This is a genomic window from Pseudomonas sp. S3_A09, from assembly GCF_054668065.1.
Genome location: NZ_CP162752.1, coordinates 2,999,566 through 3,012,726, shown reverse-complemented (window position 1 = coordinate 3,012,726; position 13,161 = coordinate 2,999,566). Strand labels below are relative to the sequence as shown.

Below are 13,161 nucleotides of genomic sequence, written 5' to 3'. Positions count from 1 at the left end.
TTAGCCGTTGAACACATCATCCACGCTTTGCAGCGGGTAGTTTTTCGGATACGGCAGGGTGGCCACGCCGGTCTCGATAGCGGCTTTGGCCACAGCGTCGGAGATCAGGGTGATCAGGCGCTTGTCCATTGGTTTCGGGATGATGTACTCACGACCGAATTCCAGCTTGGCGCCGCCATAGGCATCGCACACATCCTGAGGCACCGGCAGCTTGGCCAGTTCACGCAGGGCGTTGGCGGCAGCCACTTTCATTTCTTCGTTGATGCGCTTGGCGCGAACGTCCAGGGCACCACGGAAGATGAACGGGAAGCCCAACACGTTGTTGACCTGGTTCGGGTAGTCCGAACGGCCGGTCGCCATGATCACGTCGTCGCGGGTGGCGTGTGCCAGTTCCGGCGCGATTTCCGGGTCCGGGTTGGAGCAGGCGAACACGATCGGGTTGGCCGCCATGGATTTGAGGCCTTCGGCGCTCAGCAGGTTCGGGCCGGACAGGCCGACGAACACGTCTGCACCGTCGAGGGCGTCAGCCAGGGTGCGCTTGGAAGACGGATGCGCAAACATCGCCTTGTACTGGTTCAGGTCGGTACGCTCGGACTGGATCACGCCCTTGCTGTCGACCATGTAGATGTTTTCCAGCTTGGCGCCCATGCTGACGATCAGCTTCATGCACGAGATAGCTGCAGCACCGGCGCCCAGGCAGACGATCTTGGCGTCAGCCAGGGTTTTGCCAGCGATTTCCAGGGCGTTGATCATGCCGGCGGCGGTAACGATCGCGGTGCCGTGCTGGTCATCGTGGAATACCGGAATGTCGCACTGTTCGATCAAGGCCTTTTCGATCTCGAAGCACTCAGGTGCCTTGATGTCTTCCAGGTTGATGCCACCGAAGGTGATGGAAATGCGCTTGACCGTGTCGATGAAAGCCTGCGGGCTTTCGGAATCGACTTCGATATCGAAAACGTCGATGCCGGCAAAGCGCTTGAACAACACGCCTTTACCTTCCATGACTGGCTTGGATGCCAATGGGCCGAGGTTGCCCAGGCCGAGGATCGCGGTGCCATCGGAAATCACTGCAACCAGGTTGCCTTTGCCGGTGTACTTGTACGCCAGTTCAGGGTCGCGGGCGATTTCACGTACGGGCTCGGCAACACCAGGGCTGTAGGCCAGCGACAGGTCGCGAGCAGTGGCAGTGGCTTTGGTGAGCTCTACACTCAGCTTTCCTGGACGAGGATGGGCATGATATTCGAGAGCGGCAGTTTTCAAATCAGACATATCGGCATTCCGCTTTTACTGTTGGTCGACGGACCGCCGAGGATACGCGTGTCGTAAAGTCCCCACAAGACTGGGCAGTCACAGGTGTCAAGGCCCTAAAGCGACGTACTTTGGTCTAAGGCCACGGGATACAAGGGCTCAACTGTTCACAATCGATTAAAAAAATGTCTACAATTTTTTCTTAATCGGTCGATTTGAGCATGCCAGGGTCGGTCAATGGCAACAACCAACGTACCTGGCCGTTTTTCAGGCCGCCGCGCTTGGCGCGATCCTGTACCCAGCCACGGGCCTCGACGAGCTTGCCTTGCAGACCACTGAGCCCTGCGGCGTCGAACTGACGGACGAAGTCGGGTGCAATGCGCAATACCAGTGCCCCCTGCAATTCGATCCAGATTCCGCCGCGATTGCGTTCGATCTTGCTCACTCGGCCACTGACCAGAGCGAAGCCGGACTGTTTGAGCTGCGCCACGCTTTGCACCGGCGATTGCCGCCAAAGGCCCAATCGCGCGTCACGGGCGCTGTTTTCGGCGGCCTGTTGACAGGTAACAAGATCAACGTTGGGCGCGACACCGACCTGAAACCCCAGGCCTTCGGCCAGCAGCCGCGCCTCAAGATTCTCACCATTCGCGCCGTAGAGGTGGGCGAGCGTGCGACCGTAGCGGTCCTTGCTCTCGCGCCCAGCCACCAAGCCGAGGCGGCCGTCGCTGGAGTCGACCAATGCCTGTAAACGCTGGCGGGCGGCAACCGCGTAAGGCTCGTCGGGGCGGCCCTTCTTGCCGGTTTCCGGGGCATTGAGGCCGATCATCCGCACACTGCGGCCGTCCTTGAGGCGCACCGTGTCGCCATCCACCACGCGCTGCACTTCCACCTGGGCCAGGGAAGTCGGTGCGCGGCAAAACACCTCGGCCTGGGCGACTGAGAGCCAAATCCCAGGCACAAAAAAGGCGCCCACAAGGGACGCCTTTTTCATCAGCATGGAAAAACCGTAACGGCTTCCCAAGTTGATCGGCCTTAGGCCTTTTTGGCACCGAAAGCACCGAAACGGTCAGCAAAGCGCTGTACACGGCCGCCGGTGTCCAGAGTTTTCTGCTTACCGGTGTAGAACGGGTGGCACTCGTTGCATACGTCAGTACCCAGTGGCTTGCACAGGTTCGAACGGGTTTCGAACTTGTTGCCGCAGCTGCAGGTGACTTCGATGGTTTCGTACGCTGGATGGATATCGGCTTTCATGGCACTTCCTCGGGCTAGCGTGCCGCCACTCGACACTATTGTCGAATACCGCACGTAATTAGGCCGCGGATTCTACCAGACCTTTTTAATCACGCAAGCCGCGTATTCGACTGAAAACCTCCTTTCATCAGAAAACCGTGGCATACCCAAGCCCTCCCCTGTCTGCTAGGCTCCCGCCCCTGCGCCACCGCCTGCCTTTTATAAGAGACCCCCCGCGTGCCCGACGCCATTTTGCGCCTAGCCCTGCCCTCGCCCCTGCGCCGCCTGTTCGATTATCGGGCCCCGGCCGGCGTGCTGCGGGCACAGCTGCAGCCGGGCATGCGTGTGCGTGTGCCGTTTGGCCGACGGGAAATGATCGGCATCCTGGTGGAAGTCGCGGACCACAGCGAAGTGCCTGCGGAAAAACTCAAGCCCGCGCTGGCCATGCTCGACGCCACCCCACCGCTGCCGCCCGCCCTGTTCAAGCTGTGCCTGTGGACCGCCCAGTATTACCAGCACAGCCTCGGCGATACCCTCAGTTGGGCGTTGCCGGTACTGCTGCGCCAGGGCGAATTGGCCGAAGCGCGCCAGGAACGCTTCTGGTCGATGGTGCCCGGTGCGCGCCTCGACGACCCGCGCATCGCCCGCGCCCCGCGCCAACGTGAAGCCCTGGCGACCCTGGCCCAACACCCACATGGCGTGGCCCATCAACTGTTAAGCAAATTGATGCTGAGCAAAGACAGCCTCGACCTGTTGCTCGCCAAGGGCCTGGTGCAGGTGGAAATCCGCAAGCACGCCCCCGACGCCCGCCACGAACACTGGCTGGCCCAACCGGAATTGCCGCTGAACCCGGAGCAACGTGCGGCCTACGAAGCGATTCGCGCAGGTTTTGACAGTTTCCACGCCTTCCTGCTGGCCGGCGTCACCGGCAGTGGCAAGACCGAAGTCTATTTGCAGTTGATTCGCGAAACCCTGCAAGCCGGCAAACAGGCCCTGGTGCTGATTCCCGAGATCAACCTGGGCCCGCAGACCCTGGCGCGCTTCGAACAGCGTTTCAACGCCCGCATCGCTCTGGTGCACTCGGCCGTCAACGACCGTGAGCGCCTCGAATCCTGGCTGGCCGCACGGGACGGCGAGGCCGACATTATTATCGGCACCCGGTCGGCGCTGTTCACCCCGATGAAAAACCCCGGGCTGATCATCATCGACGAGGAGCACGACGGCTCTTATAAACAACAGGAAGGCCTGCGCTACCACGCCCGCGACCTGGCGCTAGTGCGCGCACGCCAGGAAGACATCCCGATTGTGCTGGGCTCGGCCACGCCATCTTTAGAGAGTTTGCACAACGCCTACACCGGGCGGTACGGCCTCCTACGCCTTAATGAGCGTGCCGGCGGCGCCAAGCAGCCACGCTTCCTGCGCCTTGACGTCAAAAGCCGCCCACTCGACAGCGGCATTTCCGGACCGATGCAACAAGCCATCGGCCAGACCCTCGCCGCCGGCCAACAGGTCTTGGTGTTTCTCAACCGGCGCGGCTTTGCACCGACCTTGCTGTGCCACGACTGCGGCTGGATGTCCGAATGCGAACGCTGCGACGCGCGCATGACCGTGCACCAGCGCTACGGTGAACTGCGCTGCCATCACTGCGGCCATGTGGAACGCGTACCGCGCCACTGCCCGCAATGCGGCAAAGTCGACCTGCGACCCGTCGGTGCCGGCACAGAACGGGCCGAAGAACGCCTGGGCATTCTGTGCCCTGACTACCCGGTGCTGCGAGTCGACCGCGACAGCACCTCGCGCAAAGATGCAATGAACCAGCTGTTCGCCACCATCCAGAAAGGCCATCCGTGCATCCTGATCGGCACGCAGATGCTTGCCAAAGGGCACCATTTTCCACGGGTGACCCTGGTGTCGATCCTGGATGCCGACGGCGGGCTGTTCTCCGGGGATTTCCGCGCCAGCGAGCGCATGGCGCAGTTGATCGTGCAGGTCGCCGGCCGCGCGGGCCGCGCCGAAGAGCCAGGCCGGGTGATCATCCAGACCCACCTGGCCGACCATCCGCTGCTGATCCAACTGACCGAACAGGGCTACTTTGCCTTCGCCGAGCAGGCGCTGAGCGAGCGTCGCGCCGCGGGCCTGCCACCTTTTTCCCATTTGGCCCTGTTGCGCGCCGAAGCCCACAAACCCGGGCAAGCCGAAGGTTTCCTCGATGAAGCTTGCAGCGCCGCCGAACGTTTACTTGGCGAACTGGGCCTGAACGGCATCGAACTGCTCGGCCCGGTGCCCGCGCCCATGGAGCGCCGTGCCGGGCGTTATCGCGCTCAACTACTCTTGCAGGCAACCTCGCGCGCGCCCCTGCATCGACTATTAAGTAGCTGGTTGCTTGCCCTGGAGCAAATGCCCAGCGGTCGCCAAGTGCGATGGTCGTTGGACGTAGACCCGGTAGATTTGTATTAAGCCTGGCCATAGGTCCCGCGAAGGTTGGCAAGCCCGCCCTCGCCACGGATAATGCTCAGTTTTTCCACCTGCGCATCGCGCGCCGCCGCTTGCGGTCGAAAGAGAACACCATGAAAGACACCATTCGCCAGCTGATCCAACAAGCCCTCACCCAACTCGTCAACGAAGGTGTGTTGCCTGAAGGCCTGACGCCGGCGATCCAGGTGGAAAACACCCGCGACAAGACCCACGGTGACTTCGCCAGCAACATCGCGATGATGCTGTCCAAGCCCGCGGGCATGAAGCCGCGCGACCTGGCAGAGAAAATCATCGCTGCGCTGCCTGTCGACGAAAGCGTGAGCAAGGCTGAAATCGCCGGCCCTGGCTTCATCAACTTCTTCCAGAACACCCAGGCCCTGGCGTCGCGCCTGGATGCGGCCCTGGCCGACGCCAAGATCGGCGTGCACAAGGCCGGCCCGCTGCAACGCGTGGTAATTGACCTGTCGGCACCGAACCTGGCTAAAGAGATGCACGTGGGCCACCTGCGCTCCACCATCATCGGTGACGGCGTGGCACGCGTATTGGAATACCTCGGCGACAACGTGATCCGTCAGAACCATGTGGGCGACTGGGGCACCCAGTTCGGCATGTTGATGGCCTACCTGCAGGAAAACCCGATCACCAGCAACGAGTTGTCGGACCTGGAAAACTTCTACCGCGCCGCCAAGAAGCGCTTCGACGAATCCGAAGAGTTCGCCGAGCGCGCCCGTGGCCTGGTGGTCAAGCTGCAAGCCGGCGACAAGGAATGCCTGGCGCTGTGGAACCGCTTCCGTGAGATTTCACTGTCCCACTGCCAGGAAATCTACGAGCTGCTCAACGTCAAGCTGACCATGGCCGACGTGATGGGCGAAAGCGCCTACAACGACGACCTGATCAACGTGGTCAACGACCTCAAGGCCAAGGGCCTGCTGGTGGAAAGCAACGGCGCGCAGTGCGTGTTCCTGGAAGAATTCAAGACGGCGGACGGCGAGCCGCTGCCGGTGATCATCGTCAAGGCCGATGGCGGCTACCTCTACGCCACCACCGACCTGGCAGCCGTGCGCTACCGCAGCGGCGTACTCAAGGCCGATCGCGCGCTGTATTTCGTCGACCAGCGTCAGGCCCTGCACTTTCAGCAGGTGTTCGAAGTGGCGCGTCGCGCCGGTTTCGTCACCCACCCGATGCACATGGAACACATGGGGTTCGGCACCATGAACGGCGCCGACGGCCGTCCGTTCAAGACCCGCGACGGCGGCACCGTGAAGCTGATCGACCTGCTTACCGAAGCCCAGGAGCGTGCCTACAACCTGGTGAAAGAGAAAAACCCGGAGCTGGCCGAGGCCGACCTGCGCAACATTGCCCGCGTGGTGGGCATTGGCGCAGTGAAATACGCCGACCTGTCCAAGCACCGCACCAGCGACTACAGCTTCAACTTCGAGCTGATGCTCAACTTCGAAGGCAACACCGCGCCTTACCTGCTGTACGCCTACACCCGTGTGGCCGGCGTGTTCCGCAAGCTGGGCAAGGACTTCAGCGAAGTCGAAGGCCAGATCAACCTCGAGGCAACCCATGAACAGGAGCTGGCCGCCAAGCTGGCGCAATTCGGCGAAGTGCTGAACAGCGTCGGCGAGAAAGGCACGCCACACATCCTGTGCACCTACCTGTACGAAGTCGCCGGCCTGTTCTCCAGCTTCTACGAGAACTGCCCGATCCTGACCGCCGACGACGAAGCCCAGAAGCAGAGCCGCCTGCGCCTCGCCGCTCTGGCTGGACGGACCCTCAAGCAAGGCCTGGAACTGTTGGGCCTGGAAACTCTGGAGCGTATGTAAGTTGGCTGCCAAGAAAAAACCTGCACCCAAGCGCGGCGCCAGCCGCTACCAGGCCCCGGCGAAGAAGCCGATTCCGGGCTGGCTGTGGCTGGCGATCGGCCTCACCGTCGGCGCGTTTATCGTGTTCCTGATGAAACTGGATCCGGGCAAGGGCGATGACGTCAAACGGGTCAAGCAGGAACAACAGAAGGCCACGAAAATGGCCGAAGCCAACAAGACTGCGCCGAGCCCGACGGCACCGGTGAAGCCTAAGTACGATTTCTACACGTTGCTGCCGGAGTCGGAAGTGATCGTGCCGCCTGACGCCGTGCCGGAGAAAACCCTGCCGACGCCACAGGTGCCGACCACACCGGTCACGCCTGCTGAGGCGGCGAAAATCGACACGGCGCGTGCCCAGGCCGCACTGGCCGGGATCACCCCACCGCCAGCACCGCCGGTTGCCGAGACCAAGGCCGCGCCGGTGACCAAGTTCTTCCTGCAAGCGGGCTCGTTCCCGAAACAGGCGGATGCAGATCGCGTACGGGCGCAGATCATTCTGCTGGGCCAGTCGGTGACGGTAGAGTCCGGCACCGTGAAGGATGCGACTTGGTATCGCGTGCTGGTGGGGCCGTTCAGCAACCGTGAACAGCTGACCGTGGCACAGAAACAATTGGCCGGCGCGGGCTTTAGCAACCTGTTGTTACAACAACGCCAGAGCCGCTGATACACAGTCAACGCTAATCAAAATGTGGGAGCGGGCTTGCTCGCGAATACGGTGTATCAGTCACCCGGTGTATCGACTGATCTAGCGCATTCGCGAGCAAGCCCGCGCCCACAGTTGATTTAAAGCGGCCTCAGGACCGAGTCCGGCACATAAACACCACTCGTCCGCCCTCCCGTCCTACAGTTGAAATCCCCCTCACCACCCCCATATCAGTTTCCATCAGGGCATTTTCGCCCCGCTGCGTGGAGACTCTCCCCTTGACCACCATCGTTTCAGTACGTCGCCACGGCAAAGTCGTCATGGGCGGCGACGGCCAGGTTTCCCTGGGTAATACCGTAATGAAAGGCAACGCCAAGAAAGTGCGTCGCCTGTACCACGGCCAGGTTCTCGCAGGCTTTGCCGGCGCTACCGCCGACGCCTTCACCCTCTTCGAACGTTTCGAAGGCCAGCTGGAAAAACACCAGGGCCATCTCGTGCGCGCAGCCGTCGAACTCGCCAAAGAATGGCGTACCGACCGCTCCCTCAGCCGTCTGGAAGCCATGCTGGCCGTCGCCAACAAAGACGCTTCTCTGATCATCACCGGCAACGGCGATGTGGTTGAGCCTGAACATGGCTTGATCGCCATGGGTTCCGGCGGTGGCTACGCCCAGGCGGCAGCCAGCGCACTGCTGAAGAAGACCGACCTGTCGGCTCGCGAAATCGTCGAGACAGCCCTGGGCATTGCCGGCGATATCTGCGTGTTCACCAACCACAACCAGACCATTGAGGAGCAGGACCTCGCCGAGTAAGCCGTAGGCTTATTCCGCTTGAGGCCGCCAAACACTATGTCCATGACTCCCCGCGAAATCGTCCATGAACTCAACCGCCATATCATCGGCCAGGACGATGCCAAGCGCGCCGTTGCCATCGCGCTGCGTAACCGCTGGCGCCGGATGCAACTGCCCGAAGAACTGCGCGTTGAAGTAACGCCAAAGAACATCCTGATGATCGGTCCTACCGGCGTCGGTAAAACCGAAATCGCCCGTCGCCTGGCCAAGTTGGCCAACGCGCCGTTCATCAAGGTCGAAGCCACCAAGTTCACCGAAGTGGGCTACGTGGGCCGCGACGTCGAGTCGATCATCCGTGACCTGGCCGACGCCGCCCTGAAGCTGCTGCGCGAACAGGAAATGACCAAGGTCAGCCATCGCGCCGAAGACGCCGCCGAAGAACGCATCCTCGACGCCCTGCTGCCACCGGCACGCATGGGTTTCAACGAGGACGCCGCGCCGGCCTCGGACTCCAACACCCGCCAGCTGTTCCGCAAGCGACTGCGTGAAGGCCAGCTGGACGACAAGGAAATCGAGATCGAAGTCGCCGAAGTCTCCGGCGTCGACATCTCCGCCCCGCCTGGCATGGAAGAAATGACCAGCCAGTTGCAGAACCTGTTCGCCAACATGGGCAAGGGCAAGAAGAAAAGCCGCAAGCTCAAGGTGAAGGAAGCCCTGAAACTGGTGCGTGACGAAGAAGCCGGGCGCCTGGTCAATGAGGAAGAACTCAAGGCCAAGGCCCTGGAAGCGGTCGAGCAGCACGGCATCGTGTTTATCGACGAGATCGACAAGGTGGCCAAGCGCGGCAACTCCGGCGGCGTGGATGTGTCCCGTGAAGGCGTACAGCGCGACCTGCTGCCGCTGATCGAAGGCTGCACCGTGAACACCAAGCTGGGCATGGTCAAGACCGACCACATCCTGTTTATCGCCTCCGGTGCATTCCACCTGAGCAAGCCAAGCGACCTGGTGCCGGAGCTGCAAGGCCGCCTGCCGATCCGCGTGGAACTCAAGGCGCTGACCCCTGGCGACTTTGAGCGCATCCTCAGTGAGCCGCACGCGTCGCTCACCGAGCAATACCGTGAGCTGTTGAAAACCGAAGGCTTGGGTATCGAGTTCCAGGCGGACGGTATCAAGCGCCTGGCGGAGATTGCTTGGCAGGTCAACGAGAAGACCGAGAACATCGGTGCCCGTCGTTTGCACACGCTGCTGGAGCGTTTGCTGGAGGAAGTATCCTTCAGCGCCGGCGACCTGGCCGGTGCGCAGAATGGCGAAGTGATCAAGATTGATGCTGAGTACGTCAACAGCCACTTGGGCGAGTTGGCGCAGAACGAAGATCTGTCTCGTTATATCCTGTAAGCCTCACGCAGAGCCGCTTTGCTTTAAGGTGGGAGCGGGCTTGCTCGCGAATGCGGTGTATCAGTCACACCTGTACTGACTGACACTGCGCATTCGCGAGCATGCCCGCTCCCACATTTTCGAGCCGGTTCCTTCAGGATCATCTCCAATGTCCAAATTTCCTACAGCTGTAAACCTGCACAAAACCTCCAACACCCTCGGCCTTACCTACGGGCCCGACGAGGTGTACCAACTCCCTGCCGAACTGCTGCGCACCCACTCGCCTTCCGCCGAGGTCCAGGGTCACGGCAAACCCATCCTGCAATTCGGCAAGCTCAACGTCCGGTTGACCAAGGTCGAACCAGCCGGTCAGTACGCACTGAAATTGTCCTTCGACGACGGCCATGACAGCGGACTGTTCACCTGGGACTACCTCTACCAACTGGCCGTGCGTCAGGACGCGCTGTGGGCTGATTACCTCGCCGAACTCAAAGCAGCCGGCAAAACCCGCGATCCGGATCAGTCGGTCGTGCGGCTGATGCTCTAGCCCAGGGGTCTTGCTCTTTAGAGGGCATTTTCTAATTTCATCTGCTTGAATGCCCTGTCGCGTGACCAACGATTGGTCCGCTTGCGAAAAAAATTAAACTCGGGTAACCAATGGAACTGGCAAGTTCCCTGCATTTGACGATGCGGTATCAACGGTCACCCGAGTCGCAGTACCAGGCTTGTGTTGTGTATCGAAACTGGGTGCGCAGCGGTCCCCGGTACTCGTCTTTCGGACAATGGAGCGTCGTAGATGAGTAACAAGAACAACGATGACTTGAAACGCCAGGCCTCGGAAAACACCCTGGGGCTCAATCCGATCATCGCGTTACGTAAAAAGGATTTACTCGCATCAGCGAAGATGGTGCTGACCCAAGCCATCAAACAACCGTTACACAGCGTCAAGCACGTCGCGCATTTTGGCGTTGAGTTGAAGAACGTGATGTTCGGCAAGTCCGCGTTGGTGCCCGAGAACGACGACCGTCGCTTCCAGGACCCGGCCTGGAGCCAGAACCCGCTGTACAAACGCTATCTGCAAACCTACCTGGCGTGGCGCAAGGAACTGCACGACTGGATCGGCGACAGTAACCTGTCGGAACAGGACATCAGCCGCGGCCACTTCGTGATCAACCTGATGACCGAAGCCATGGCCCCCACCAACAGCGCGGCCAATCCGGCAGCGGTCAAACGCTTCTTTGAAACCGGCGGCAAGAGCCTGCTCGATGGCTTGTCCCACCTGGCCAAGGACATGGTGCACAACGGCGGCATGCCGAGCCAGGTGAACATGGGCGCCTTTGAAGTGGGCAAGACCCTGGGCACGACCGAAGGCTCGGTGGTGTTTCGCAACGACGTGCTGGAGCTGATCCAGTACAAGCCGATCACCGAACAGGTGCACGAACGCCCGCTGCTGGTGGTGCCGCCGCAGATCAACAAATTCTATGTATTCGACCTGAGCCCGGAAAAGAGCCTGGCGCGTTTCTGCCTGCGCAATAACCAGCAAACCTTCATTGTCAGCTGGCGCAACCCCACCAAGGCCCAGCGCGAGTGGGGGCTGTCGACCTATATCGATGCGCTCAAGGAAGCCGTGGATGTGGTCACCGCGATTACCGGCAGCAAGGACATCAACATGCTCGGCGCCTGTTCCGGCGGTATCACCTGCACCGCGTTGCTCGGCCACTATGCGGCGCTGGGGGAGAAAAAGGTCAATGCCCTGACACTGCTGGTGAGCGTGCTGGACACCACGCTGGACACCCAGGTGGCACTGTTCGTCGACGAGCAGACCCTGGAGGCGGCCAAGCGCCACTCCTACCAGGCCGGTGTGCTGGAAGGCCGCGACATGGCCAAGGTGTTTGCGTGGATGCGCCCCAACGACCTGATCTGGAACTACTGGGTCAACAACTACCTGCTGGGCAATGAGCCGCCGGTGTTCGACATCCTGTTCTGGAACAACGACACCACGCGTTTGCCGGCGGCATTCCACGGCGACCTGATCGAGCTGTTCAAGAACAACCCTTTGGTGCGGGCGAATGCCCTGGAAGTGTGCGGCACGCCTATCGACCTCAAGCAAGTCACTGCCGATATTTATTCACTGGCCGGCACCAATGACCACATCACGCCGTGGCAATCCTGCTACAAATCAGCACAGTTGTTCGGTGGCAAGGTGGAGTTTGTACTGTCCAGCAGCGGGCATATCCAGAGCATCCTCAACCCGCCAGGCAACCCCAAGGCGCGTTACCAGACCAACGACAGCCTGGCCGGCAAGCCGCTGGAGTGGCAGGAAAACGCGACCAAGCATACGGATTCCTGGTGGCTGCATTGGCAGGCCTGGCAGGCGGAACGGGCGGGCAAATTAAAGAAAGCACCGACGGTATTAGGTAATAAAACGTACGCCGCAGCCGAAGCTGCGCCGGGAACATATGTGCATGAACGCTAACCCGACCTTGTGGTTGAAATGAGACCGATGTGGGAGCTGGCTTGCCTGCGGAAGCGGTGTTGCATTCACCGCCGGCATCGCAGGCAAGCCAGCTGCCACAAGGTCCGCACCGCCCATTAGACCTATGCACCACCTCACAGGGCTTGAGCATGCCGCAACCGTTCATCTTTCGTACCATCGACCTGGATGGCCAGGCCCTCCGCACGGCGGTGCGCCCGGGCAAGCCTCACTTGACGCCGTTGCTGATCTTCAATGGCATCGGCGCCAACCTTGAGTTGGTGTTTCCATTTGTCCAGGCGCTGGACCCGGACCTGGAAGTGATCGCCTTCGATGTGCCTGGCGTGGGCGGCTCCTCGACGCCCAAACGACCCTATCGCTTTCCCGGCCTGGCCAAACTCACCGCGCGCATGCTCGATTACCTGGACTATGGCCAAGTGAACGCCGTGGGTGTGTCCTGGGGCGGTGCGCTGGCGCAACAGTTCGCCTATGACTATCCGGAACGCTGCAAAAAACTGATTCTCGCCGCCACCGCTGCCGGGGCCTTTATGGTGCCCGGCAAGCCCAAGGTGCTGTGGCTGATGGCCAGTCCCCGGCGCTACATCCAACCGTCCCACGTGGTGCGCATCGCACCGATGATTTATGGCGGCTCGTTCCGCCGCGATTCGAACCTGGCCGCCGAGCACGCGAGCAAAGTGCGCTCGGCCGGCAAGCTCGGTTACTACTGGCAGCTGTTCGCCGGACTGGGCTGGACCAGCATCCACTGGCTGCACAAGATCCGCCAACCCACCCTGGTGCTGGCGGGGGACGACGACCCGCTGATCCCGCTGATCAATATGCGCATGCTGGCCTGGCGCATTCCCAATGCACAGCTGCACATCATCGATGACGGCCACCTGTTCCTGATCACCCGAGCAGAAGCCGTGGCGCCGATCATCATGAAATTTCTTGAAGAGGAGCGTATGCGTGCGGTGATTCATCCGCGACCGGCCGTGTAAGGACACACCGCCGCGCAACTTGCCAGGAACCGACTATGGTTCTGAATTGGCGTGCCTGTTTGAT

11 protein-coding genes are annotated in these 13,161 nt (G+C 61.1%); 8 read left to right on the top strand and 3 right to left on the bottom strand.

Annotated elements, in window-relative coordinates; translation table 11 throughout:
- The 3 genes from AB4N92_RS14165 to rpmE all read right to left on the bottom strand — a co-directional run bounded on the left by AB4N92_RS14165 (position 1) and on the right by rpmE (position 2,499).
- Positions 1–1,269, bottom strand: coding sequence for a malic enzyme-like NAD(P)-binding protein (locus AB4N92_RS14165; protein WP_010213763.1), 1,269 nt, complete (start codon positions 1,267–1,269; stop codon positions 1–3).
- 181 nt (positions 1,270–1,450) lie between these two features.
- Positions 1,451–2,245: a thermonuclease family protein gene (locus tag AB4N92_RS14160; protein ID WP_236267424.1), complete on the bottom strand. Its 795-nt coding sequence runs from the start codon at positions 2,243–2,245 to the stop codon at positions 1,451–1,453.
- Between the two features lie 35 nt (positions 2,246–2,280).
- Positions 2,281–2,499 carry a 50S ribosomal protein L31 gene (gene rpmE, locus AB4N92_RS14155; RefSeq protein WP_010213765.1) on the bottom strand — a complete coding sequence of 73 codons (219 nt, stop codon included), beginning with the start codon at positions 2,497–2,499 and terminating at the stop codon, positions 2,281–2,283.
- A gap of 216 nt (positions 2,500–2,715) precedes the next feature.
- On the opposite strand from rpmE, the gene AB4N92_RS14150 reads away from it, so the two are divergent.
- The 8 genes from AB4N92_RS14150 (at position 2,716) to phaZ (ending at position 13,097) form a co-directional block, all read left to right on the top strand.
- Entirely contained in the window at positions 2,716–4,935 is a 2,220-nt protein-coding gene (locus AB4N92_RS14150) for a primosomal protein N' (protein ID WP_236267426.1), read from the top strand.
- A gap of 110 nt (positions 4,936–5,045) precedes the next feature.
- Entirely contained in the window at positions 5,046–6,782 is a 1,737-nt protein-coding gene (gene argS / locus AB4N92_RS14145) for an arginine--tRNA ligase (RefSeq protein WP_021492327.1), read from the top strand.
- 1 nt (position 6,783) lies between these two features.
- Positions 6,784–7,485, top strand: coding sequence for an SPOR domain-containing protein (locus AB4N92_RS14140; RefSeq protein WP_010213772.1), 702 nt, complete (start codon positions 6,784–6,786; stop codon positions 7,483–7,485).
- 257 nt (positions 7,486–7,742) lie between these two features.
- Positions 7,743–8,273, top strand: a complete 531-nt coding sequence (hslV, locus tag AB4N92_RS14135; RefSeq protein WP_003171209.1) for an ATP-dependent protease subunit HslV — start codon at positions 7,743–7,745, stop codon at positions 8,271–8,273.
- Between the two features lie 36 nt (positions 8,274–8,309).
- Positions 8,310–9,647, top strand: coding sequence for an ATP-dependent protease ATPase subunit HslU (gene hslU / locus AB4N92_RS14130; protein WP_010213775.1), 1,338 nt, complete (start codon positions 8,310–8,312; stop codon positions 9,645–9,647).
- Positions 9,648–9,795: 148 nt separating this feature from the next.
- Positions 9,796–10,173 carry a gamma-butyrobetaine hydroxylase family protein gene (locus tag AB4N92_RS14125; protein ID WP_236267427.1) on the top strand — a complete coding sequence of 126 codons (378 nt, stop codon included), beginning with the start codon at positions 9,796–9,798 and terminating at the stop codon, positions 10,171–10,173.
- 249 nt (positions 10,174–10,422) lie between these two features.
- Entirely contained in the window at positions 10,423–12,102 is a 1,680-nt protein-coding gene (gene phaC / locus AB4N92_RS14120; RefSeq protein ID WP_010213779.1) for a class II poly(R)-hydroxyalkanoic acid synthase, read from the top strand.
- 149 nt (positions 12,103–12,251) lie between these two features.
- Positions 12,252–13,097 (top strand): poly(3-hydroxyalkanoate) depolymerase, encoded by an 846-nt coding sequence (gene phaZ, locus AB4N92_RS14115; protein ID WP_010213781.1) that lies wholly within the window; start codon positions 12,252–12,254, stop codon positions 13,095–13,097.
- Positions 13,098–13,161 lie beyond the last annotated feature (64 nt).

Excerpts from the sequence above, each read along its gene's own strand:
- AB4N92_RS14125 (WP_236267427.1), top strand. The coding sequence starts at position 9,796 with ATGTCCAAATTTCCTACAGCTGTAAACCTGCACAAAACCTCCAACACC.
- hslU (WP_010213775.1), top strand. The coding sequence starts at position 8,310 with ATGTCCATGACTCCCCGCGAAATCGTCCATGAACTCAACCGCCATATC.
- phaZ (WP_010213781.1), top strand. The coding sequence starts at position 12,252 with ATGCCGCAACCGTTCATCTTTCGTACCATCGACCTGGATGGCCAGGCC.
- rpmE (WP_010213765.1), bottom strand. The coding sequence starts at position 2,499 with ATGAAAGCCGATATCCATCCAGCGTACGAAACCATCGAAGTCACCTGC.
- phaC (WP_010213779.1), top strand. The coding sequence starts at position 10,423 with ATGAGTAACAAGAACAACGATGACTTGAAACGCCAGGCCTCGGAAAAC.
- argS (WP_021492327.1), top strand. The coding sequence starts at position 5,046 with ATGAAAGACACCATTCGCCAGCTGATCCAACAAGCCCTCACCCAACTC.
- AB4N92_RS14165 (WP_010213763.1), bottom strand. The coding sequence starts at position 1,269 with ATGTCTGATTTGAAAACTGCCGCTCTCGAATATCATGCCCATCCTCGT.
- AB4N92_RS14160 (WP_236267424.1), bottom strand. The coding sequence starts at position 2,245 with ATGCTGATGAAAAAGGCGTCCCTTGTGGGCGCCTTTTTTGTGCCTGGG.